Raw genomic sequence first — 21,405 nt, 5'->3', positions numbered from 1 at the left:
GAAGGGTGCCCCCTACCACCCCTCAACCCCCGTTCCACCTGCACGGAAAGGGTCTACGGGCCGCTGTGCACCCTACGCGGTTTGGCCACTGCCCCGAGGCGCACTTCCCTGCACGGCCCGCGAGTGCAACGCTTCGTGATCGAATGCTTCACGCCAAGTTGTCATGTCGACAATGTGCCGCATTTGGAACTGGTCACCGTGCGTCCGCGGGACCCAGTAGATTCGATCTTGACTGTCTTTACGGCGGGGGACTCGTGCAGGACCGAGGGGAAACGTGCAGGAGCGACACAACCGAGGAGCCGCGACCACCGAGGGGGGCTTAGCAGTATGAGCCACGACTCCACCGCCGCGCCGGAAGCCGCTGTCCGGAAACTGTCCGGGCGTCGCCGCAAGGAGATCGTCGCGGTGCTGCTGTTCAGCGGCGGCCCCATCTTCGAGAGTTCCATACCGCTGTCGGTGTTCGGCATCGACCGCCAGGATGCCGGAGTGCCGCGCTACCGACTGCTGGTGTGCGGGGGTGAGGAAGGTCCGCTGCGGACCACGGGCGGTCTCGAACTCACCGCCCCGCACGGGCTGGAGGCGATCTCCCGCGCCGGTACGGTCGTCGTGCCGGCCTGGCGCTCGATCACCGCGCCGCCGCCCGAGGAGGCGCTCGACGCGCTGCGCCGAGCGCACGAGGAGGGCGCCCGCATCGTGGGGCTGTGCACCGGCGCCTTCGTGCTCGCGGCGGCCGGACTGCTCGACGGCCGCCCGGCGACCACGCACTGGATGTACGCGCCGACGCTGGCCAAGCGCTATCCGTCGGTGCACGTCGACCCGCGGGAGCTGTTCGTCGACGACGGCGACGTGCTGACCTCCGCGGGTACGGCGGCCGGAATCGATCTCTGTCTGCACATCGTGCGAACGGACCACGGCAACGAGGCGGCCGGCGCGCTGGCCCGGCGCCTGGTGGTCCCGCCGCGCCGCTCGGGCGGTCAGGAGCGCTATCTCGACAGGTCTTTACCGGAGGAGATCGGCGCCGACCCGCTCGCCGAGGTCGTCGCCTGGGCGCTGGAACACCTCCACGAGCAGTTCGACGTGGAGACACTGGCGGCACGCGCCTACATGAGCCGTCGTACGTTCGACCGCAGGTTCCGTTCGCTCACCGGGAGCGCGCCGCTGCAGTGGCTGATCACCCAGCGGGTGCTCCAGGCGCAGCGGCTGCTGGAGACGTCGGACTACTCGGTGGACGAGGTGGCGGGCCGGTGCGGGTTCCGCTCGCCGGTCGCGCTGCGCGGGCACTTCCGCCGCCAGCTCGGCTCCTCCCCCGCCGCGTACCGGGCCGCATACCGGGCCCGGCGGCCCCAGGGCGACAAGCCGGGCGAGGCCGAGGTCGCGCCGCAGCCGCCGTCCGGGCAGCCGCTGCCGCCCGCGGGGCTGCCGGCGGGTCCGGGGCCGATGGGTGCCATGTCCTCGATGCTGCACGCGGAGCGCGAGAGCGGGGTGCCGATGCAGGGCAGGCGCACGGCGGCGGCCGGGGCGGTGACACTGCTCCCCGGACCGCGTACCGGGAGCTGATCGGGAGCTGACCGGAGGCTGACCGGGAGGCCGGGAAGAAGGGGCGCGGAGTCCGGGCTCCGACTTCCCGGCCGACGCGGGGCATCCAAAAGGCGAGGTCCGTCTTAGGGTGGTCGCATGAACGATCGCATGGTGTGGATCGACTGCGAGATGACCGGCCTCTCGCTGTCCGACGACGCTCTCATCGAGGTGGCCGCCCTCGTCACCGACTCCGAGCTGAACGTACTCGGCGAGGGGGTGGACATCGTCATCCGCCCGCCGGAGCGGGCGCTGGAGACGATGCCGGAGGTGGTGCGTCAGATGCACACCGCGTCCGGGCTGCTCGCGGAGCTCCCGAACGGCACGACGCTCCAGGACGCCGAGGAGCAGGTCCTGGCGTATGTGAAGGAGCACGTGAAGGAGCCCGGCAAGGCCCCGCTGTGCGGGAACTCCGTGGGCACCGACCGCGGCTTCCTGCTGCGGGACATGCCGACGCTGGAGGACTGGCTGCACTACCGGATCGTGGACGTCTCCTCGATCAAGGAGCTGGCCCGCCGCTGGTACCCGCGGGCGTACTTCAACAGCCCGGAGAAGAACGGCAACCACCGCGCGCTCGCCGACATCCGCGAGTCCATCGCCGAGCTGCGCTACTACCGCGAGGCCGTCTTCGTCCCGCAGCCGGGACCCGACTCGGAGACGGCGCGGACCATCGCCGCGAAGCACGTGCTGCCGGCGGCGAAGTAAGCCGTCCGGGGTCCGTTGGGGGGCCGCGCGAAAACGTGTGCGCGAGCACCCCCTCGGACCCTGTAGACTTCTTCTCGGCCGGTCGGGGAAACCACAGTTCCGAACCGCTGGTCATGGTGGGTGTAGCTCAGCTGGTAGAGCACCTGGTTGTGGTCCAGGATGTCGCGGGTTCGAGTCCCGTCACTCACCCTTGTTTCAAAGGCCCCCGATCCGCGGAAACGCGGATCGGGGGCCTTTTGGTGTCACCTGGCTCGGCCGGACAGCGGCCGAACACGTGCTACGACGACGCCCGCGGCACCAGTTCCGTCGGCAGTACCGCGTGCCGCGGCGCCGCCGTGCGGGCGCCCTGGGGGCGGCGGGCGGAGATCTCGGCGAGCAGGAGGTCGATCATGGCGCGGCCCATCCGCTCTATGGGCTGGCGGACGCTGGTGAGGGGCGGGTCCATGTGGCGGGCGATGACGGAGTCGTCGTAGCCGACGAGGGCGACGTCTTCGGGGATGCGCAGGCCCCGCTCGCGCAGCACCTGGCGGGCGCCGGCCGCCGTGACGTCCGAACCGGCGAAGACCGCGTCCAGGTCCGGGCGACGGGCGAGCAGGGCGGACATCGCACGGCGACCGCCCTCCTCGGTGAAGTCGCCGGGCTCCACGAGGAGTTCGTCCTCCTGAAGGCCCGCGGCGCGCAGCGCGTCGCGGTAGCCCTCGACGCGGCGCCGGGCGCCGTAGACGTCCGGGCGGCCGGTGATGTGGGCGATCCTGGTGCGGCCCCGGGCCAGCAGGTGTTCCACGGCCGCGCGGGCGCCTCCGTAGTTGTCCGCGTCCACCGAGGGGAGCGTCTCCGTGTCCGAGCGCGGGCCGCTGACCACCGCGGGGATCTCCAGCTCGGCCAGCAGGTCGGGCAGCGGGTCGTCGGCGTGCACCGAGACCAGGAGGACACCGTCCACCCGGTGGGCCGCCAAGTACTGCGCCAGACGCTGCCGTTCGCGGTCGCTGCCCGCAAAGATGAGGAGCAACTGAAGCTCGGTGTCCGCGAGTTGCGCGCCGACACCGCGCAGCATGTCGGAGAAGTACGGCTCGGTGAAGAAGCGGGTCTCCGGCTCGGGCACGACCAGGGCGATGGCGTCGGTGCGGTTGGCGGCCAGGGCGCGGGCGGCGGTGTTGGGGACGTAACCCAGCTCGGCGACCGCCGCCTCGACGGCGGCGCGGGTGGCGTCGCTGACCCGGGGCGAGCCGTTGATCACGCGCGAGACCGTGCCCCGGCCGACCCCGGCCCGAGCGGCGACCTCCTCCAGGGTCGGCCGCCGGCCGCCCCGGCCCCGCCCGTCGTTGACCGCCATCGTCGCCGCCTCCCGTTCCCAGCACTCAGGCCAGGAATGTAACAGCAGGACCCGCCCGTCCCGAGCGCGAAGGGGCGCGGCCCCGGATGCCGGCCGCGCCCCTCGGACCTGTCGGTCAGTCCGCCGCCGCGCTCACTCGGCGGCCGGGAGGGCGTTGTCGCGGATCACGCCGGCGTACCAGTGGGCGCTCGCCTTGGGGATGCGGCGCTGGGTGGAGTAGTCGACGTAGACGGTGCCGAAGCGCTTCGAATAGCCGTAGGACCACTCGAAGTTGTCCAGCAGCGACCACAGGAAGTAGCCGCGGACGTCCGCGCCGTCGGCGATGGCGCGGCGGACCGCGTCCAGGTGGTCGTGCAGGTAGGCGATCCGCTGCGGGTCGTTGACCAGGCCCTCGGGGGAGATGTAGTCGTCGAACGCGGCGCCGTTCTCGGTGACCAGCAGCGGGAGCTGCGGGTGCGAGGCCGCCAGACCGGTGAGCAGGGTGTGCAGCCCGTCCGCGTCGATGGCCCAGTTCATCGCGGTCAGCTCGTCGTTGGCGAGGTGGAAGGCGACGTCCTCGCTGCCGGTCCACGGGGAGTGGTCGCTCGCGCCGTGGCCGTCGTTCTTGGTGGTGCCGGCGCCCTCGGTGGCCTGGGAGACCACGGTCGGCGAGTAGTAGTTGACGCCGAGCGCGTCGATGGGCCGGGAGATCTCCGCCAGGTCGCCGTCGTGCACCAACTGGCCCCAGTCGACGATGTGCGCCGTGTCGGCGAGCAGGTCTTCGGGGTAGGCGCCGTCCAGCACCGGGCCGGTGAAGATCCGGTTGCCGACCGCGTCGATGCGGCGCGCGGCCTCGGCGTCGGCCGCGCTGTCGGTCAGCGGGCGCACCTGGTGCAGGTTGAGGGTGAGGGAGATCTGCGCGGAGGAGGGCAGGACCGAGCGCAGCGCCCCGACGGCCTGGCCGTGGGCCAGGTTGAGGTGGTGGGCGGCGCGCAGGGTGGCGGCCGGGTCGGTGCGGCCCGGCGCGTGCACACCGGAGCCGTAGCCGAGGAAGGCGCTGCACCAGGGCTCGTTGAGGGTGGTCCACACGCCGACCCGGTCGCCGAGGGCGCGGGCCATGATGTCGGCGTACTCGGCGAAGCGGTGCGCGGTGTCGCGGTGCGGCCAGCCGCCGACGTCCTCCAGCTCCTGGGGCAGGTCCCAGTGGTACAGGGTGGCGACCGGGGTGATGCCCGCTTCGAGCAGCCCGTCGGTGAGCCTGCGGTAGAAGTCCAGGCCGCGCTCGACGGCGGGGCCGCGGCCGGTGGGCTGGACCCGGGACCAGGAGATGGAGAACCGGTACGCCTTGAGGCCGAGGTCCTTCATCAGCACGATGTCGTCGCGGTACCGGTGGTAGTGGTCGGCGGCGATGTCACCGGTGTCACCGTTGCGGACCTTGCCCGGGGTGTGGCTGAAGGTGTCCCAGATGGAAGGGGTGCGGCCGTCCTCGGTGGCGGCGCCCTCCACCTGGTAGGCGGCGGTGGCGGCGCCCCAGATGAAGCCCGGCGGGAAAGAGGTGCCCGCTGCCTGCTGGGCGCGGGCCTCGGGTCGTACGGCGGTCATGGTGAGAACGCTCCCAAGAGGAAGAGGCCGGACGGTGGTCCGGCGGTGGGGGACGGAGGGGGTTCGGGGGTGGGGGCGGGGCGGTGGATGCCCGTCCGGTACGGCCCGCGTGCGAGGCAGGCTGTGGTTGCGGGTCGTACCGGACGGGCCGTTAGGGGGCGTACGCGGCGGGACGTGCCGGGGCGTACGCGGGGCGGGACCGCGGAGGACGGGGCGGGCCGCGGGAGGCCCGCCCGGCGGCCTCAGCCCTTGACGGCGCCCGCCATGATGCCGCCGACGATCTGCTTGCCGAAGACGATGAAGACCACCAGCAGCGGCAGGGTGCTGACCAGCGCTCCCGCCATGACGATGCTCTGGTCGGGGGTGTAGGAGGCGCTGAGCTGGCCGAGCGCCACCTGGATGGTGGGGTTCTCCTGGTTCAGCGCGAGGAAGGGCCAGAAGAAGTCGTTCCACGCCTGCACGAAGGTGAGCATGCCGAGCACCATCATCGCGGGCCGGGCCGCGGGCAGGACCACGTTCCAGACGATGCGGATGTTGCTCGCCCCGTCCACCTTGGCCGCCTCGATCAGCTCGTAGGGCAGGGCCTCCAGCAGGTACTGGCGCATGAAGAAGACACCGAAGGCGCCGACCAGGGTCGGGAAGATCACCGACTCCAGCTTTCCGCCCCATCCGATGTCGGACATCAGCATGAACAGCGGGACCACGCTGAGCTGCGGCGGGATGGTCAGGGTCGCGATGACGGCCGTCATCAGCGCGCCGCGGCCGCGGAAGCGCATCTTGGCGAAGGCGTAGCCGGCGAGGGTGCAGAAGAACAGCGTGGCGACGGTGATGGAGCCGGCCACGATGACGCTGTTGACGATGGCCTTGCCCAGGTTGGCCTGGTCCCAGGCGGCCTGGAGGTTGTGCCACAGTCTGCCGCCCGGCACCAGGGGCGGCGGGCTGTCCAGGACGCGCTGCTGGTCGTGCGAGGCGGCCACCAGGGTCCAGTACAGCGGGAGGATCGAGCCCAGGCCGACGACGACGAGCGCGATGTAGGTGAACGGGCCGCCCTTGAGCTGCTGGCCGGCACCGATCTTGAAGCGCGGTCGGCCCTTGGGGCCGGCGGCGACGAGGTCCGGCACGGCGGTGTTGGTGGGACTGGTCGTGGTCATCGATATCGCTCCCGTCAGGCCGCGCTCTTGCGCACGAGCCGGCCGACGATCCAGTTGATCAAGGCGATGAGCAGCAGCAGGACGAGCATCGCCCAGGCCACGGCCGCGGCCGGGCCCAGGTGGCCGAGCTTCCAGCCGTAGTTGTAGAGGTAGATGCTGAGCGTCTCGTACTGGTGCTCGCTGCCGCCGACGGCGCCGAGCGTGCCGCCCTGGAGCAGCAGCGGCTCACCGAACAGCTGCATGGAGCCGATCGTCGAGATGACGATGGTGAACAGGATCGTCGGCCGCAGCGAGGGGATCGTCACCTTGCGGAACTGCTGCCAGCGCGACGCTCCGTCGATCGAGGCCGCCTCGTACAGGTCGCTGGGCACCGCCTGCATGGCCGCGAGGTAGATCAGGGCGTTGTAGCCGGTCCAGCGCCAGATCACGATGGCCGAGATGGCGAGCTTGGACGTCCACTCCCCGTTGCCCCAGTCGGTGTTGCCCGCGCCGAAGAAGTGCAGCACCCAGTTGAGGATGCCGCCGTCCGCCCGGAAGACCAGGGCGAAGACCAGGGCGGCGGTGGCCACCGAGGTGGCGTACGGGGTGAGGATGACCGTCCGCCAGAACGTGCTGGCGCGCAGCTTGTAGTTGAGCAGGTGGGCCAGGCCCAGCGCCACGATGAGCTGCGGGACGGTGGATATGACGCCGATGATGAAGGTGTTGGCGACGGCCGTCCAGAACTCCGAGTCCTGGAGGATCTTGGAGAAGTTGTCGAAGCCGACCCACTGGGACTGGTTCAGTCCCGTCATCTCCACCCGGTGCAGGGCGATCCAGCCGGTGTAGAGGAGCGGGTAGAGCCCGAAGGCGCCGAAGACGAGGAAGAAGGGGGCGATGTAGGCGTACGGCGATGCCATGTCGTCGAAGCGCCACAGCCGGCTACGCCACTTGCTGCGTCCGTTCGGCGCGGCACCGGAGCCGCCAGGGGGCGGGGTGCTGGCGCCCCGTACGGGGGTTGTCGTTGCCACGAGGGAGTCCTTCCCTGAAGGTCTGGGCCGGGTACGGGGCGAGAGTCGTGTCAGGGGACCGGGCGCCCGTCCCGCCGCTCCCTGTGCGGATGGACTGCAGTGCCGAGCGGCCCGCGCCGCGGCCTGACGTGCGTGCGGGGCCGGTCCCGGCGGCCGGACACCGGGTCCGGTCGGCCGGGCACCGGCCTGGGGCCTGGTGCCTGCCCGTCCGGCGGCTCCCGCCGGGCGTGGCGGGCCTGGCGAGAGTCGCCGGTCGGGTGGTGGTCCTGGAGAGCGTGGCCGTGCCGGTCCGGGTCCCGTTGCTCACGGTCCCGGCTCCGGCCCGCCCCGCTCGACGGCCCCGCGCCCGCGGCCGGAGCCCTCGTGGGCTCCGCTCACGGGCGCGGTGCGGGCGACCGCCGGGGCCGCCCGCACCTGGCGTTCGTCAGCCGATCGCCTTGTCGATGGAGTCGGTCGCGGCCTTCCAGGCCGTGTCGGGCTTGGTGCCCCGCTGCTCCATGTTGTTGATCTGGGTGGAGATCGTGTCCTTGATCACGCCGTCCTTCGCACCGAGCACGGCCTCGGGGATGGAGGTGGCCTCCTCGGAGTAGATCCGGCCGATCGGGGCGTCACTGAAGTAGGGGAGCTTGGCGTCCTTCACGCTGGCGATGTCGTAGGCGCCCTTGTTGGACGGGAAGACACCGGCGGCCTTGAACACCGCGGCCTGCTGCTCGGCGGCGGTCAGCCACTTGACCAGCGCGATGGCCTCCTTGACGTGCTTGCCGCTCTTGGGCACGGCCAGGAAGGAGCCGCCCCAGGCGGACGCCGTGGTGCCGGGAGCGTGGGCGATGTCCCACTTGCCCTTGAAGGAGTCACCGGCGTAGGTCGAGATCTGGGCCGCCATCCAGGCGGGGCAGACCACGGTGGCCACGGTGCCCTTGCGCAGCGCCGCCTGCCACGGGTCCTGGAACTGGGCCAGGCCCGCGCTCATCTTCTTCGACGCGGCCTCGGCGGCCAGGTCCCAGCCCTGCTTGACGGCCGGGTTGTCCTTGTAGATCGGCTTGCCGCTGGCGTCGTAGTACTGCTTGGCGGAGGAGGAGACGACCGCGTTGTACATGGCGCTCGCGGAGTCCATGAACTTGGTGCCGGAGGGCGCCTTCGCCTGGTACTTCTCGCCGAGCTTGATGTAGTCCTCCCAGCCGCCCGAGACCGCCTTCGCCACGTCCTCGCGGTCGGTCGGCAGGCCCGCCTGCTGGAACAGGTCCTTGCGGTAGCACAGGGACATCGGGCCGATGTCGGTGCCGGCGCCGATCACCGTGCCGTCCGCCGCGGTGGCCTGCTTCTCCTTCCAGGACAGCCAGTCGTTCACGTTGATCGACTTGCTCAGGTCGGCGAACTTGCCGGCCTGGGTGTCGACGACCTCCTTGATACGGCCGACCTCGATGCCCGTGATGTCGCCGAGGCCGCTGTTCGAGTTCAGCTGCTGAAGGAACCGCGGGTAGTAGTCCTGCTCGTTCGCGGTGGTCTGTTCCTTGACCGTGATGTTCGGGTGCAGCTTGTGGTACTCGGCGAACAGGTTCGCTTCCTTGTAGCCGAACTGGCCGTAGTCGCTCACCGTGAGGGTGATGTTCCCGTTGGAATCCGAGGCGTTCGAGCCGCCGTTGTCGCTGCTGCAGCCGGTCAGCAGCACGGCGGAAGCCGCCAGGACCGCCGTGGCCACGGCCGCTGCGCTGCGGCCGCCGGTACGGGTGATACGCATTCCACTACTCCTTGTTCCAGTGGGGAACGGGACCTCAGGAATCAGACCGCCGCTGCGCGACGGACCGGACCTGCCCTCTCGGTTCGAGCAGCGGCCAGCCACAGCACTCGGGGAGCGATGAAAAGATGCTGGTCAACGGCGTGTCAATGGGTACAGAGGGAAGGACCTTTGGTGGTTTTCAGCCACCTGGGAGTGAACCCCGGTGAACCGTGGGACCGCTCCCACGCGGCATGCCGGAAGACTCGTTGTTGCCGGGCCACGTGTCAAGACTTGAAAACGGCGTTGTTGCGTAAGCGTGTTCAGCACGTCACGCGAACGTTTCGCGTGACGGGTCGTCAGAGGACGTCGGCCGCTTCCCGGCGCCGCGAGATCCATGCAGGTCACAGGGGGTTCTGACGGCGAGGGCGGGGACCGTGCGCGGCACGCCGGGCCGGTGGTCGGATATTTCTGGGTCAGAATGAAGCGCCCCCGCACCCAGCGCCGGAAGGTGAACGATGAGCTCTGCCGAACTGCCGCAGCCGCACAGGACCGCGGACGTCCGGCGCCCGACTCTGAACGCCGTCGCCGCCCGTGCCGGTGTCGGCCGCGGCACGGTCTCCCGGGTGATCAACGGCTCCCCCAAGGTCAGCGCCCACTCCCGCGCGGTCGTCGAGCAGGCGATCGCCGAACTCGGCTACGTCCCCAACCGCGCCGCCCGCTCCCTGGTCACCCGGCGCACCGACTCGGTGGCCCTGGTCGTGCCCGACGCCGAGACCCGGCTCTTCTCCGAGCCGTACTTCTCGGGGATCATCCGCGGCGTCTCCGCCGGACTCGCCGGCGCCGGGATGCAGTTGCTGCTGGTACTGGCGCGGGACGGGGCCGAGTACGAGCGCCTCGCGGGCTACCTGTCCGCGCAACGGGTGGACGGGGTCCTGCTGATGGCCGTCCACAGCGACGACACCCTGGCCGACCGGCTGGACGAACTCGCCGTGCCGACCGTGCTGGCCGGGCGGCGCAGCGACGCCGAGCGGCTCGGGCACGTCCGCGCGGACAACCTGGGCGGCGCCCGGATCGCGGTCGAGCACCTGCTGGCCGGCGGCCGCCGGGCCATCGGCACCATCGCGGGCCCGATGGACATGGAAGCGGCCAGGGAACGGCTCGACGGCTACCGCGAGGCGCTGACGCGCGCGGGCGTCAGCGTCGACGAGGACCTGGTCGTCTGCGGCGACTTCACGGAGGACGGGGGCCGCGCGGCCATGCGTGAACTCCTGCGCCGGCGCCCCGGACTCGACGCCGTCTTCGCCGCCTCCGACGTGATGGCCTCGGGCGCGGTGCTGGAACTGCGCGCCGCGGGCCTGCGGGTGCCGCAGGACGTGGCCCTCGTCGGTTTCGACGACTCGATCGTGGCCCGGCACATCGATCCCCCGCTGACCAGCGTCCGCCAGCCGCTGGAGGAGATGGGCCGCACCATGGCGAGCCTGCTGCTGGAGGAGATCGCCCACCGCGGCACCGGCCACCGGGCAGTGGTCCTGCCGACGGAACTGGTGGTGCGCGAGTCGGCCTGATCAAACGAGAGGCACTGAGGGCCGGTCGGGCACGCGGTCCCGGGTCCTTCGCGGAGCCCCGCGTCGTGCACCTCCGCGGCCCTACCCGTTCTCTATGGGAGCGCTCCCATGCATAATGGTCCCACTCGACTCGTGGGAGCGATTCCATGCCCGAACCGATGACCGTGTCCTTCCCTCCTGCCTTCCTCTGGGGCTCGGCGACGTCCGCGTACCAGATCGAGGGCGCCGTGCGGGAGGGCGGCCGTACCCCCTCTATCTGGGACACCTTCAGCCACCAGCCCGGCAAGACGGCCGGCGGTGACACCGGTGACAACGCTGTCGACCACTACCACCGGTACCGCGACGACGTGGCGCTGATGGCGCGGCTCGGCCTGAACGCCTACCGCTTCTCGGTCTCCTGGCCGCGCGTACGGCCCACCGGCCGGGGCCCCGCCGCACAGGCCGGCCTGGACTTCTACCGCCGGCTGGTCGACGAGCTGCTGGCCAACGGGATCAAACCGGCGGTCACCCTCTACCACTGGGACCTGCCGCAGGAGCTGGAGGACGCGGGCGGCTGGCCGGAGCGGGACACCGCGCTGCGCTTCGCGGAGTACGCGCAGCTCGTGGGCGAGGCGCTCGGCGACCGGGTGGAGCAGTGGATCACGCTCAACGAGCCGTGGTGCAGCGCCTTCCTGGGCTACGCCTCCGGGGTGCACGCGCCGGGCCGGACCGAGCCGGCGGGCGCGCTGCGGGCGGCCCACCACCTGAACCTGGGGCACGGACTGGCCACCCAGGCGCTGCGCTCGGTGCTGCCCGCCCACGCCTCGGTCGCCGTCAGCCTCAACTCCCAGGTGATCCGGCCGCTGTCGCAGGACCCGGCGGACCTGGCCGCGGCGCGCCGGATCGACGACCTCGCCAACGGGGTCTTCCACGGCCCGATCCTGCACGGGGCGTACCCGGCCACGCTGCTGGAGGCGACCTCGTCGGTCACCGACTGGTCGTTCGTCCGCGACGGGGACCTGGTGGAGATCAGGCAGCCCCTGGACGCGCTGGGCCTCAACTACTACACGCCGGTGCTGGTCTCCTCCGGCGCGAACACGCCGGAGGGGCCGCGCGCGGACCCGCACGGCGCGAGCGCGGACTCGCCGTGGCCGGGCGCGGACGACGTGGCCTTCCACCAGGCGCCGGGCGACCTCACCGAGATGGGCTGGACGGTCGACCCGTCGGGCCTGTACGACCTGATCATGCGGTACTCCCGCGAGGCCCCGGGGCTCGCGCTGTACGTGACGGAGAACGGCGCGGCCTACGACGACAAGCCCGACGCCGACGGCCGGGTGCACGACCCCGAGCGCATCGCCTATCTGCGCGCCCACCTCGCGGAGGTGCGGCACGCCATGACCGACGGGGCCGACGTGCGCGGCTACTACCTGTGGTCCTTCATGGACAACTTCGAGTGGGCGTACGGCTACGAGAAGCGGTTCGGCGCGGTGTACACGGACTACACGACCCTGGAGCGCACTCCGAAGTCGAGCGCCCACTGGTACGGCACGGCGGCCCGGACGGGCGAACTGCCGCCGGTGGACGGCGACTGACGTCACCGGGGCCGGGGCTCCGGTACTGAACAGCCGATGAAGCGGTCCCCCGCCGGGTCACGAGGGGGACGGCGGGTGGCGCCGGGCCCATGGCCTCCCCGTCCTCGGGCGGGCGCTCGCCCGTACGGGGGGCGGTCGGTCCCGGCCGGAGTGGGGTCCGGCCGGGACCGGCCGGCTCGCGTTGGCCGGCCGGTCCCGGAAGACGCGGCCGGGCGGCCCGGGTTCACTGGAAGACCGAGGGCGGCGGTGCCGGGGAGTCCACGGCCGCCGCGTCGGTGACGGGGAGCGCGCCGCCGGTGAAGTCGGTGAGCTGACGGCCGTGTTCGACCCGGGCGGGATGCGGGTCGGAGGCGGCGCGGCGGGTGAGTTCGGGCAGCGGCAGCGGCTGGTCGCAGGCGGCCAGGATCGCGTTGCCGAAGCGCTTGCCGCGCAGCATCGCCGCGTCGGCGATCAGCGCGAGTTCGCCGAACCGGGCGGCCGCGGTGGCGATCTGGCCGCGCAGATGGGCGAGCGGCGGGCCGTCGGCGAGGTTGGCGGCGTAGATCCCGGACGGCTTCAGGGCGCGGCGGACCTCGTCCAGGAACTCCGTCGATGTGAGGTGGGCGGGGGTGCGGGCGCCGCTGAAGACGTCGGCGATGACCAGGTCGGCCCAGCCGTCGGGCACCTTGCCGAGTCCCGCGCGGGCGTCCGTCGACCGCACCCGGATCCGGGCGTTCGCATCCAGCGGCAGCTCCCGCCGCACCAGTCGCACCAGACTCGCGTCCCGCTCCACGACCTGCTGGGTGGACCGGGGCCGGGTGGCGGCGACATAGCGGGCGAGGGTGAGGGCGCCTCCGCCGAGGTGCACGGCGTGCACGGGCTTGCCGGGCGGGGCGGCGAGGTCGATGACATGGCCGAGGCGGCGCTGGTACTCGAAGGAGAGGTACGCGGGGTCGTCCAGGTCGACGTGTGACTGGGGCGCCTCGTCGATCAGCAGCGTCCAGGCCCGGCGCCGGTCCGGGTCGGGCACGAGTCGCGCGAGCCCGCCGTCGACGGCCTCCTCGACGGCGCTGACTGCGGTCGCTGCGCGCCGCGGGTTCCTGGACCTGCCCATCCGCCCATTTTCGCAGGTCCCCTGTGTGCCCTTGTCAGCGGCAGTTGTCGGCGACCTCGATCAGGCGCGCCGCCTCGCCGAGGGCCTCGCGCAGGACGGCCGGGTCGGTGGCGAAGTCGGCGTCGTCGCCGGGCGGCAGGAGCCAGTCGGCGCCCGCGACCGGGGGCTCGGGGGCGAGGCACAGGCCGCGCCCGTCGGTCTCCGTACAGGTGCTGCCCGGTACGTCCCAGCAGGCGGCTGTGCCGGCGGGCACCAGGAAGCCGAGGGTGTCGCGGTCGTCGTCGTGCAGCACGGGGCCGACCGCGTCCGCGGCGCCGCGGCGCAGGATGTCGACCGCTTCCAGGCCCTGCCGGGCCGGCACGGTCACCAGGTCGCACACCGTGTCGCCCGGCGCGGGCGGCAGCGGCGAGATACACGGTCCATTGCTCTGGCTGGTCTCCATGCCCGCCTCCACCACACGGCACTGTCGCGATCCACCCCGTCCAACGCGCGACCGCGTCAACGGCTACGGCACAAGTGCGCCGCAAAGGATGGCACTTCATGGCAGATCACGTAGGAGATATCCGCTTTTGTGGCCAAACACAGCGTGGCGGGTCCCTCACAGCGGGTACGTTCTTGCTCGCCGGAACCAGGGCATCCCCCGGGCGACGCGTCCCGGGCCCGCCCCGGTACCGGCATGGTTCGACGGTTCGCACGAGAGGACCCGGCCATGGCGTCGTCAACCGTGACCTCGTCACAGCCCGAGCGGCCACCACGGCCGAACCTCGCCTTCCGGCGGCTGCGCGGCCGGCGCTCACCGGCCGAGTTCGCGGCGCTGGTGCGGCGGGCCGCGCGGGAGATCGGTGAGCGGGTGAGCTGTGACGCGCGCTACGTGGGGCGGGTCGAGGCGGGTGAGATCCGCTGCCCGAACTACGCCTACGAGCGGGTGTTCCTCCATATGTTCCCCGGTCGCACACTCGCCGACCTGGGCTTCGCGCCCCGCTCGTCGGTCCGCGGCCGCGCGGCACGTACGGCGCCGCGGGCGCTCACCGGGCGGGAGGCCGCGGCGGCGGGCGAGGCGGTCGAGCCGCAGGACCAGCAGGACGCGCACGACCCGTATGACCCGCACGAGGTGTACGACCCCCCGGGGCCGTACCCGTACGACCATCCGAACCACGAGGAGAGCGACGTGCTGCGTCGCGCATTCATGACCGGCGGAGGCGCCACCGTGGCCGCCGCCGCGCTGGGCCCGCTGCGGCTCACCCCGGACGCCGTACCCGCCCCCCGGCGCCCGCGCCGGCCCGGGGGCAGCGAGGCGACCGTCCTGGAAGAGGCGGTCCGCCGGATCCGGCTGCTCGACGACCGGCACGGCGCGGACGGCCTCTACCGGCGCGCGGCGGCCCCGCTGCGCGCGGCGTACTCGCTGCTGGACGCCGGAGCGACCCGGCAGGCCACCGTCGAGCGGCTGCACGCGGGCGCGGGCGAACTGGCCATCTCCGTGGGCTGGCTGGCGCACGACTCCGGCCGCTTCGACGACGCGCGCTCGCACTACGCGGAGGCGCTGGCCACGGCCCGGATGACCGGGGACGAGGCGGTGGAGGCGCACGCCTTCTGCAACACCGCGTTCCTGGCGCGGGACGCGGGCCGGCCCCGGGAGGCGGTGCGGGCCGCGCAGGCCGCGCAGCGGGCGGCCCGGCCGCTCGGCTCCGACCGGCTGAACTCCCTGCTCGCGCTGCGCGAGGCGGGGGGCTGGGCGGGGCTGGCCGACCGCACCGGCTGCGCGCGGGCGCTCGCGCGGGCGCAGGCCCTGTTCGCGCGGGGGCGCTCCGACGACGACCCCGAGTGGATGAGCTTCTACGGCGAGGCCGAACTGGAGGGGCTGGAGGCGCAGTGCTGGTCCATGCTGGGCGACTGGCATCGGGCGTCCCGGCACGCCCGGCGGGCTGCGGACCTCCAGGATCCCCACTTCACTCGGAACATCGCCCTCTACACCGCCGAACTCGCCGACGACCTCGCGCGCGCGGGGCGGCCGGACGAGGCGGCGGAGGCGGGGGCGCGGGTGCTCTCGCTCCTGGACCAGGTCCAGTCGTCCCGCATCCAGACGATGCTGGCGGGGACGGCACGGGTGCTGCTGCCGCACCGGAGGGCGGCGGGGGTCTCGGACTTCCTCGACCGCCACACGGCGTACCCGAGGACCGCGAGGGCGTAGCGGCACCCGGCGGCGGGGCACGGGCCGTGGCGGTTCAGCCCGCCAGGTGGCCCACGTCGTTCCAGCTCTCCAGCGCCGGTTCGCCGTACGCCCAGCCGAGGACCGACAGGGACGTCGGGTTCAGGCGGACGCGGGCCGCGAAGTCCAGCGGGAAGCCCAGCCAGCGCGCGGCGAGGGAGCGCAGGATGTGGCCGTGGGCGAAGAGGAGCACGTCGCGGTCGGCGGAGCGGGCCCAGGCGACGACCTCGTCGGCCCGCGCGGTGACCTCGGCGACGCTCTCCCCGTCGGGGACGCCGTCGCGCCAGATCAGCCAGCCGGGGCGCAGGGCCTGGATCTCCGCGGGGGTCAGGCCCTCGTAGGCGCCGTAGTCCCACTCCATCAGCGCGTCCCAGGACTCGGCCCGTTCCCCGAACCCGGCCAGCGCGCAGGTCTCCGACGCGCGCGCCAGCGGGCTGGTGCGCACCACGGCGTCCGGCAGCCCGTCCAGCGGCGCCCGGTGCAGGCGTTCGCCGAGCAGCTTCGCGCCGTGCCGTCCCTCCTCCAGGAGGGGCACATCGGTCCTGCCGGTGTGCTTGCCGGACAGCGACCAAGCCGTCTGTCCGTGCCGGGCCAGCAGGATGCGCGGTGCCATGGGGGACCTTTCCGGGAGGCGGGCGCCGAGAAAACGCCACAGGAACAACAAAAGTCGGCCCCTCCATCATCGCTCACCCCTTCGGGGGCAACCCCACGCCCTGTCCCGGCGTCTTCGTGGGCCGGAGCCGCCCGCACCGGACGACTCCGGAGCACCCGCATGGGCCGCAAAAGGACACCGTAAAGTGGCACGGTCGCCCGCCGGGCGGCCGTACCGCGGACAGGGGGAGGGCGATCGGATGGCGCAGACCGAGACACCGGGCACCGAGGTGGCGCCCCGCACCCGGCTGCGCTGGTGGACGGAACTGCCGCTGCTCGTCCTCGTCTACGGCTGTTACTCGGCCGGCCGCCTCCTGGTACGCGGAGACGTCGACGACGCCGTGGACCACGGCCTGGCCCTGCTGCGCGCCGAAAAGCTGCTCCACCTGAACGCCGAGCACCCCCTCAACCGCCTGTTCACCCACGAACCCTGGCTCGGGATACCCGCCGACTTCTGGTACGCCTCGCTGCACTACCTGGTCACGCCCGCGGTCCTCGTCTGGCTGTTCCGGTCCCACGCCGAGCACTACCGGCGGGCCCGCGCCTGGCTGATGACGTCCACGTTCATCGGCCTGATCGGCTTCACCCTGCTGCCGACCTGCCCGCCCCGGCTGCTCACCGCCGACCACGGCTTCGTGGACACCATGGCCCACTACAGCTCGTACGGCTGGTGGGGCGGCGACGCCAGCGCGCCGCGGGGGCTGGGCGGGATGACCAACCAGTACGCGGCGATGCCGAGCCTGCACGTCGGCTGGGCGCTGTGGTGCGGGCTGATGCTGTGGCGGCACGGCCGCACCCGGCTCACCAGGGTGCTGGCCGTGCTCTATCCGCTGGGCACCGCGCTGGTCGTCATGGGCACGGCCAACCACTACCTCCTGGACGCGCTCGCCGGCATGGCCGTGATGGGCGTCGGCTACCTGTGCGCGCCGCGCGTGCTGCGGGTCGCCGACCTGGTCCGCGCCCGGCTGTTCAAGGGCTTCGCGGCCGTCAAGGGGACCGGGGCCGCCCCGGTTGTCAGTGGCGGATGCCAGACTTCCGCGGGTGAGCGAATTCCACGGCAGCGCGAGTCGCGGCCCGGCACCGCGGCCGAGCCGGACCCCTCCCCCACCGACGCGGGCGACGGGGCTCCGGCACCGGCTCGCTGAGCTGCGCGGCCCCGACGTACCGGCGAAGGCCCTGGACGCGCGCGCCCTGGCGGCGCTGGCCGCGAACCCCGGGTGCCGCAGACGGGCGATCCTGGACGGCGCCGGGGTGGACAAGGCCCGGCTGGCGAGCGCGCTCGGCGCGCCCTCCGGCTTCGGCCAGTCTCAGTTCGCGCTGACCCGGGGCAACGCGTTCGAGGCGAAGGTGAAGGCGGACGGCGGCGCCGAGCTGCTGCGCCTCGCGCACACCTGCCTCGACCCGGGCGCCGAGGCCCCGGAGCCGGCCGCCGTGCCCGACCTGACCGCGCAGGGTCCGGAGGGGCGTACGGCGCGTACGGCCCTCGCGCTGCGGGAGGCCACCCGCGCGGGCGGCTGGACACTGCTCGACCATCCGATGCTCGCCCTGGACGTGGCGGGCTCGCTCGCGTTCCTGGAGCCGGACGCGGTGGTGGTGCACCCGGACGGCAGCTGGTCCGTGGTGGAGATCAAGTCCTTCCCGATGCTGGACGGGTCGGCGGACCCGGCGAAGGTGGGCGCGGCCGCCCGGCAGGCCGCGGTGTACGTGCTCGCCCTGGAGGACGTCGCCGCCCGGCTGGACCCCGCCCCGCGGGTGCGCCACCGGGTGCTGCTGGTGTGCCCCAAGGACTTCTCCAACCTGCCGGCCGGCTCCGCCGTCGACGTGCGCAGACAGCGGGCGGTCACCGCGCGGCAGCTCGCCCGGCTCACCCGCATCGAGGAGATCGCCGACGAGCTGCCCGAGGGCACCTGCTTCGCGCCCGACCGCGGCCCGGAGGAGCTGACGGCCGCCGTGGCGGCGGTCCCCGCGGCGTACGCGCCCGAGTGCCTGTCCACCTGCGAACTGGCCTTCCACTGCCGGGACCGCGCCCGTGCGGCCGGCGCGGTCACCCGCCTCGGCCGGCCGCTGCGCGCCGAACTGGGCGGCCTGACCACGGTGGCGGAGGTCCTCGCGGCGGCCCACGGCGAGCTGGGCGATCCGGACGATCCGGCGGTCGCGGCCCTGCGCCGGGCGGCCGCCCTGCGCGCGGAGGCGCTCCAGGAGGCCCGGGGCCGGGAGGTGACGGCCGTATGTCGCTGATCGACACCCTCGCCCGGCTGGAGGCCGTCGGCAGCGGGCGGGCGCAGCCCGCCGCGACCGTACGGCACCGGCATCTGTCCGGCCGTCCGCTGGTGTTCGTGCCGCTCACCACCGCGGGCGAGGCCGGCGCCCCGCTCGGCGCGCTGGTCGGCACCGACCGGGACGCGCCCCGGCTGCTGGTCGTACCGCAGCCCCGCGACCGCGATCTGCGCTTCACGTTCCTCGCCGAGCTGGCGGACGTGATCCTGCCGTACATCGACTCCTACGCCGCCGCCGTGGAGGCCGCCGAGCGCACCGACACCGACCCGGAGACCGGCAAGCGGGTCAAGGTCGAGGTGGAGCTGTGCACGGACGCGCCCCAGCTCATCGTGCCGAGCCGCGCGGGCCTCGGGTTCGTCCGGCTGCTCGGCCGCTCCATGCGGTTCCGCCGCACCGCCGAACAGGACCCGGAGGCGCCCTATCCGGCGCCGCCCCGGGTGCCGCTGCTCGGCCGCTGGCTCACGCACTACGGGGAGCGGTCCCGGGTCCCCGGCTCCGCGCTGCTGCTCGCCCTCACCGATGTGCTCTCCCGGCACTGGGCGACCGGCCAGTCCGGTCTGGAGGACCAGCACCTGGGCGCGCTGCTGGCCTGGATCGACCCCCCGGAGGGGACGAGCGGCGCCGAGGCCGCGCGGGAGGCCGAGCTGGCCCGGGACCCGGCCGGGCAGCTGCGGTGTCCGCCGGCCGGACCGGCCACCGATCCGGCGTTCGACAACAAGCTGCTGGCCCCGGCGATCGAGCGGTACGACCGGGCGCGCACCGCCCTCGCCGCCGCCGAGGACCCGCTGGACGCCGACGACCGGCTGGCCGCGCTCACCCGGGCCGAGCGGGAGATCCGCGACCTGGTCGAGAGCCAGGTCCGGCCCGCCTGGGACGCGGTGTGGCGGGGCCTGGACCTGCTGCGGGCGCTGCCGGAGGGCGGGCATGTCGAGGAGCGCTGGACGCGGGACCGCTGGTCGTTCACCGGGCACCGGGACCGGGTGCTGGCCGGGGAGCCCCCGCAGCCGCGCCGGGACGACGCGGTGACGGCGGCGAACAAACTGGCCGCGCGCGAGCGCGAACAGGCCCGCCTGGAGGCGCAGGAGGCGCTGGACGATCCGCTGGTGATGGCGGGGCGGCGGCTGGCCGGGGAGGCGTTCACGGGCGAGGTGACCGAGGTCGTCATGGCGTACAGCGAGGGCAGACGGCCGAGCCCGCGCCCCCTGGTGACGGTCCGCACCGACGACCGGCCGCAACTGGCGGAGCGCGCGAAGGTGTATCGCTCGCTGGGCGGCCGCCCGCAGTCGGCGGAGTTCGTCGAGCGGGCGTCCGAGGACGCCCTCGTGCTGCGCGTCCTCGACAAGATGGGCCGCGGCCGGGAGCCGGAGCCCGGCTCGGTGCCGGAGAAGGGTGACCGCGTCTGCTTCACCCTCTTCGAACACGAGCAGCGCGGCGGGGCGAAGCTGCCCGGCCCCGAGGAGACCCCGTGGACGCACGGCGGGCCGCCCGGCGAGGCCGTGGCGGAGGCCGCCGATCCGATCACCGAGGAGGACGTGCTGTGACGACCGTCGACGCCGACCCCGGGGCCGCCGCCGCCCGCGCCACGGACGCGATCCTCCACGACACGCTGAGCGCCACCGAGCGGGGCGTGGTGGTCGACTCGCCGCCCGGCGCGGGCAAGTCGACCCTGGTGGTGCGGGCGGCGCTCGAACTCGCGGACGCGGGGCGCCCGCTGATGGTGGTGGCGCAGACCAACGCCCAGGTGGACGACCTCGTGCTGCGCCTGGCCGGGAAGAACCCCGAGCTGCCCGTGGGCCGCCTGCACAGCAGCGACGCGGACGCGTACGACAAGGCGCTGGACGAGCTGCCCCAGGTGCGTACGTCGGCGAAGGCGGCCGACCTCGCCGGGCTGCCGGTGGTGCTGTCCACCGCCGCGAAGTGGGCGCATGTGAAGGTGGACGAGCCCTGGCGGCACGCGATCGTGGACGAGGCGTACCAGATGCGCTCGGACTCCCTGCTCGCGGTGGCCGGCCTGTTCGAACGGGCGCTGTTCGTGGGCGACCCCGGCCAGCTCGACCCGTTCGCGATCGTCGGCAGCGAGCAGTGGGCGGGGCTGTCGTACGACCCCTCGGCCTCCGCCGTCAGCACGCTGCTCGCCCACAACCCCGGGCTGCCGCAGCACCGGCTGCCGGTGTCCTGGCGGCTGCCCGCCTCGGCGGCGCCCCTGGTCTCGGACGCGTTCTACCCGTACACCCCGTTCCGCAGCGGCACCGGCCCCGGCGACCGGCGGCTGACCTTCGCCGTGCCCTCCGACGGCTCGGGCCCGGACCGGGTGATCGACGAGGCGGCCGACTCCGGCTGGGGCCTGCTGGAGCTGCCCGCCCGGCACACGCCGCGCACCGATCCGGAGGCCGTGCGGGCGGTGGCGGCGGTGGTGCGCCGGCTGCTGGACCGGGGCGGCGCTGCGGTCTCGGAGGGCACCCCCGACCCGGCCCCCCTCACCGCCGCCCGGATCGCCGTCGGCACCGCCCACCGCGACCAGGCGGCGGCGGTCCGCTCCGCGCTGGCGGACCTGGGCGTCGCCGAGGTGACGGTCGACACGGCGAACCGCCTCCAGGGCCGCGAGTACGACGTCACGGTCGTCCTGCACCCGCTCTCCGGCCGCCCCGACGCCACCGCCTTCCACCTGGAGACCGGCCGCCTGTGCGTCCTCGCCTCCCGGCACCGCCACGCCTGCATCGTGGTCTGCCGCGCCGGCGTGGGCGACCTGCTGGACGACTACCCCTCCACGGAACCGGTCCAACTGGGCACGCTGGTGAAGTTTCCGGACGGCTGGGAGGCGAACCACGCGGTACTGGCACACCTGGCGGAACACCGGGTGAGCTGGCGACCGTGACCGCCGCCCCGGCATCCCCCCCGGCAGACCCTCAGCGCGACACCGCCCACCCGCCGGACGGAGTCCGGCACGCCGCCGGAGGCGGCCGATGGACACAG

The 21,405-nt window shown here is 73.3% G+C and carries 17 protein-coding genes and 1 tRNA gene; 10 read left to right on the top strand and 8 right to left on the bottom strand.

Annotation, left to right across the window (positions count from 1 at the left end; genetic code table 11):
- The first annotated feature begins 327 nt into the window (after nucleotides 1-327).
- From AB0927_RS01070 to AB0927_RS01060, 3 genes are all read left to right on the top strand, one after another.
- A complete protein-coding gene (locus AB0927_RS01070) occupies nucleotides 328-1,557 on the top strand; it encodes a helix-turn-helix domain-containing protein (RefSeq protein ID WP_366665333.1) in 1,230 nt (409 codons plus the stop codon).
- 117 nt (nucleotides 1,558-1,674) lie between these two features.
- The gene (gene orn, locus AB0927_RS01065; protein ID WP_366665332.1) at nucleotides 1,675-2,280 is read left to right on the top strand and encodes an oligoribonuclease; all 606 of its coding nucleotides are present in this window, start codon (nucleotides 1,675-1,677) and stop codon (nucleotides 2,278-2,280) included.
- A 116-nt stretch (nucleotides 2,281-2,396) separates the two neighbouring features.
- A tRNA-His gene (locus tag AB0927_RS01060) sits at nucleotides 2,397-2,469 on the top strand.
- 88 nt (nucleotides 2,470-2,557) lie between these two features.
- Here AB0927_RS01060 and AB0927_RS01055 read toward each other — a convergent pair.
- The 5 genes from AB0927_RS01055 to AB0927_RS01035 all read right to left on the bottom strand — a co-directional run bounded on the left by AB0927_RS01055 (nucleotide 2,558) and on the right by AB0927_RS01035 (nucleotide 9,090).
- Complete coding sequence (locus AB0927_RS01055) at nucleotides 2,558-3,613, bottom strand: LacI family DNA-binding transcriptional regulator (protein WP_366665331.1); 1,056 nt, start codon at nucleotides 3,611-3,613, stop codon at nucleotides 2,558-2,560.
- A 132-nt stretch (nucleotides 3,614-3,745) separates the two neighbouring features.
- The gene (locus tag AB0927_RS01050; RefSeq protein ID WP_366665330.1) at nucleotides 3,746-5,194 is read right to left on the bottom strand and encodes a GH1 family beta-glucosidase; all 1,449 of its coding nucleotides are present in this window, start codon (nucleotides 5,192-5,194) and stop codon (nucleotides 3,746-3,748) included.
- Between the two features lie 242 nt (nucleotides 5,195-5,436).
- Nucleotides 5,437-6,345, bottom strand: a complete 909-nt coding sequence (locus AB0927_RS01045) for a carbohydrate ABC transporter permease (protein WP_366665329.1) — start codon at nucleotides 6,343-6,345, stop codon at nucleotides 5,437-5,439.
- Between the two features lie 14 nt (nucleotides 6,346-6,359).
- A complete protein-coding gene (locus AB0927_RS01040; protein ID WP_366665328.1) occupies nucleotides 6,360-7,352 on the bottom strand; it encodes a sugar ABC transporter permease in 993 nt (330 codons plus the stop codon).
- Between the two features lie 424 nt (nucleotides 7,353-7,776).
- Nucleotides 7,777-9,090 (bottom strand): ABC transporter substrate-binding protein, encoded by a 1,314-nt coding sequence (locus AB0927_RS01035; RefSeq protein WP_366665327.1) that lies wholly within the window; start codon nucleotides 9,088-9,090, stop codon nucleotides 7,777-7,779.
- 494 nt (nucleotides 9,091-9,584) lie between these two features.
- Between AB0927_RS01035 and AB0927_RS01030 the strand changes: the two genes are divergently transcribed.
- The gene (locus tag AB0927_RS01030; protein ID WP_366665326.1) at nucleotides 9,585-10,634 is read left to right on the top strand and encodes a LacI family DNA-binding transcriptional regulator; all 1,050 of its coding nucleotides are present in this window, start codon (nucleotides 9,585-9,587) and stop codon (nucleotides 10,632-10,634) included.
- Nucleotides 10,635-10,780: 146 nt separating this feature from the next.
- Complete coding sequence (locus AB0927_RS01025) at nucleotides 10,781-12,205, top strand: GH1 family beta-glucosidase (RefSeq protein ID WP_366665325.1); 1,425 nt, start codon at nucleotides 10,781-10,783, stop codon at nucleotides 12,203-12,205.
- A gap of 223 nt (nucleotides 12,206-12,428) precedes the next feature.
- On the opposite strand, the gene AB0927_RS01020 is transcribed toward AB0927_RS01025, so the two are convergent.
- Nucleotides 12,429-13,298 (bottom strand): fused MFS/spermidine synthase, encoded by an 870-nt coding sequence (locus tag AB0927_RS01020; protein WP_366665324.1) that lies wholly within the window; start codon nucleotides 13,296-13,298, stop codon nucleotides 12,429-12,431.
- A 34-nt stretch (nucleotides 13,299-13,332) separates the two neighbouring features.
- Nucleotides 13,333-13,740: a hypothetical protein gene (locus AB0927_RS01015; RefSeq protein WP_366665323.1), complete on the bottom strand. Its 408-nt coding sequence runs from the start codon at nucleotides 13,738-13,740 to the stop codon at nucleotides 13,333-13,335.
- 267 nt (nucleotides 13,741-14,007) lie between these two features.
- Here AB0927_RS01015 and AB0927_RS01010 point away from each other — a divergent pair, with 267 nt between their 5' ends.
- The gene (locus AB0927_RS01010) at nucleotides 14,008-15,486 is read left to right on the top strand and encodes a hypothetical protein (protein WP_366665322.1); all 1,479 of its coding nucleotides are present in this window, start codon (nucleotides 14,008-14,010) and stop codon (nucleotides 15,484-15,486) included.
- 34 nt (nucleotides 15,487-15,520) lie between these two features.
- Here the strand turns inward: AB0927_RS01010 and AB0927_RS01005 are convergent, their stop codons facing one another.
- Nucleotides 15,521-16,117, bottom strand: a complete 597-nt coding sequence (locus tag AB0927_RS01005; protein WP_366665321.1) for a histidine phosphatase family protein — start codon at nucleotides 16,115-16,117, stop codon at nucleotides 15,521-15,523.
- A gap of 238 nt (nucleotides 16,118-16,355) precedes the next feature.
- Between AB0927_RS01005 and AB0927_RS01000 the strand changes: the two genes are divergently transcribed.
- Genes AB0927_RS01000 through AB0927_RS00985 form a run of 4 tightly spaced genes read left to right on the top strand, consistent with a single transcriptional unit; the run spans nucleotide 16,356 to nucleotide 21,307 of the window.
- Nucleotides 16,356-17,300: a phosphatase PAP2 family protein gene (locus AB0927_RS01000; protein WP_366665320.1), complete on the top strand. Its 945-nt coding sequence runs from the start codon at nucleotides 16,356-16,358 to the stop codon at nucleotides 17,298-17,300.
- Between the two features lies 1 nt (nucleotide 17,301).
- Complete coding sequence (locus AB0927_RS00995) at nucleotides 17,302-18,393, top strand: hypothetical protein (protein WP_366665529.1); 1,092 nt, start codon at nucleotides 17,302-17,304, stop codon at nucleotides 18,391-18,393.
- Entirely contained in the window at nucleotides 18,384-19,973 is a 1,590-nt protein-coding gene (locus AB0927_RS00990) for a hypothetical protein (protein ID WP_366665319.1), read from the top strand. The genes AB0927_RS00995 and AB0927_RS00990 overlap by 10 nt, the downstream gene beginning before the upstream one ends.
- Nucleotides 19,970-21,307, top strand: a complete 1,338-nt coding sequence (locus tag AB0927_RS00985; RefSeq protein WP_366665318.1) for an AAA domain-containing protein — start codon at nucleotides 19,970-19,972, stop codon at nucleotides 21,305-21,307. Before AB0927_RS00990 ends, AB0927_RS00985 begins: the two co-directional genes overlap by 4 nt.
- The last annotated feature ends 98 nt before the right edge of the window (nucleotides 21,308-21,405 follow it).

Origin of the sequence: Streptomyces sp. NPDC048106 (assembly GCF_040706415.1) — a bacterium.
In the GTDB taxonomy this organism is placed as follows: domain Bacteria; phylum Actinomycetota; class Actinomycetes; order Streptomycetales; family Streptomycetaceae; genus Streptomyces.
This window is presented reverse-complemented; position numbering and strand designations above follow the sequence as displayed.

Excerpts from the sequence above, each read along its gene's own strand:
- AB0927_RS01070 (WP_366665333.1), top strand. The coding sequence starts at position 328 with ATGAGCCACGACTCCACCGCCGCGCCGGAAGCCGCTGTCCGGAAACTG.
- orn (WP_366665332.1), top strand. The coding sequence starts at position 1,675 with ATGAACGATCGCATGGTGTGGATCGACTGCGAGATGACCGGCCTCTCG.
- AB0927_RS01055 (WP_366665331.1), bottom strand. The coding sequence starts at position 3,613 with ATGGCGGTCAACGACGGGCGGGGCCGGGGCGGCCGGCGGCCGACCCTG.
- AB0927_RS01050 (WP_366665330.1), bottom strand. The coding sequence starts at position 5,194 with ATGACCGCCGTACGACCCGAGGCCCGCGCCCAGCAGGCAGCGGGCACC.
- AB0927_RS01045 (WP_366665329.1), bottom strand. The coding sequence starts at position 6,345 with ATGACCACGACCAGTCCCACCAACACCGCCGTGCCGGACCTCGTCGCC.
- AB0927_RS01035 (WP_366665327.1), bottom strand. The coding sequence starts at position 9,090 with ATGCGTATCACCCGTACCGGCGGCCGCAGCGCAGCGGCCGTGGCCACG.
- AB0927_RS01030 (WP_366665326.1), top strand. The coding sequence starts at position 9,585 with ATGAGCTCTGCCGAACTGCCGCAGCCGCACAGGACCGCGGACGTCCGG.
- AB0927_RS01025 (WP_366665325.1), top strand. The coding sequence starts at position 10,781 with ATGCCCGAACCGATGACCGTGTCCTTCCCTCCTGCCTTCCTCTGGGGC.
- AB0927_RS01020 (WP_366665324.1), bottom strand. The coding sequence starts at position 13,298 with ATGGGCAGGTCCAGGAACCCGCGGCGCGCAGCGACCGCAGTCAGCGCC.
- AB0927_RS01015 (WP_366665323.1), bottom strand. The coding sequence starts at position 13,740 with ATGGAGACCAGCCAGAGCAATGGACCGTGTATCTCGCCGCTGCCGCCC.
- AB0927_RS01010 (WP_366665322.1), top strand. The coding sequence starts at position 14,008 with ATGGCGTCGTCAACCGTGACCTCGTCACAGCCCGAGCGGCCACCACGG.
- AB0927_RS01005 (WP_366665321.1), bottom strand. The coding sequence starts at position 16,117 with ATGGCACCGCGCATCCTGCTGGCCCGGCACGGACAGACGGCTTGGTCG.
- AB0927_RS01000 (WP_366665320.1), top strand. The coding sequence starts at position 16,356 with ATGGCGCAGACCGAGACACCGGGCACCGAGGTGGCGCCCCGCACCCGG.
- AB0927_RS00990 (WP_366665319.1), top strand. The coding sequence starts at position 18,384 with ATGTCGCTGATCGACACCCTCGCCCGGCTGGAGGCCGTCGGCAGCGGG.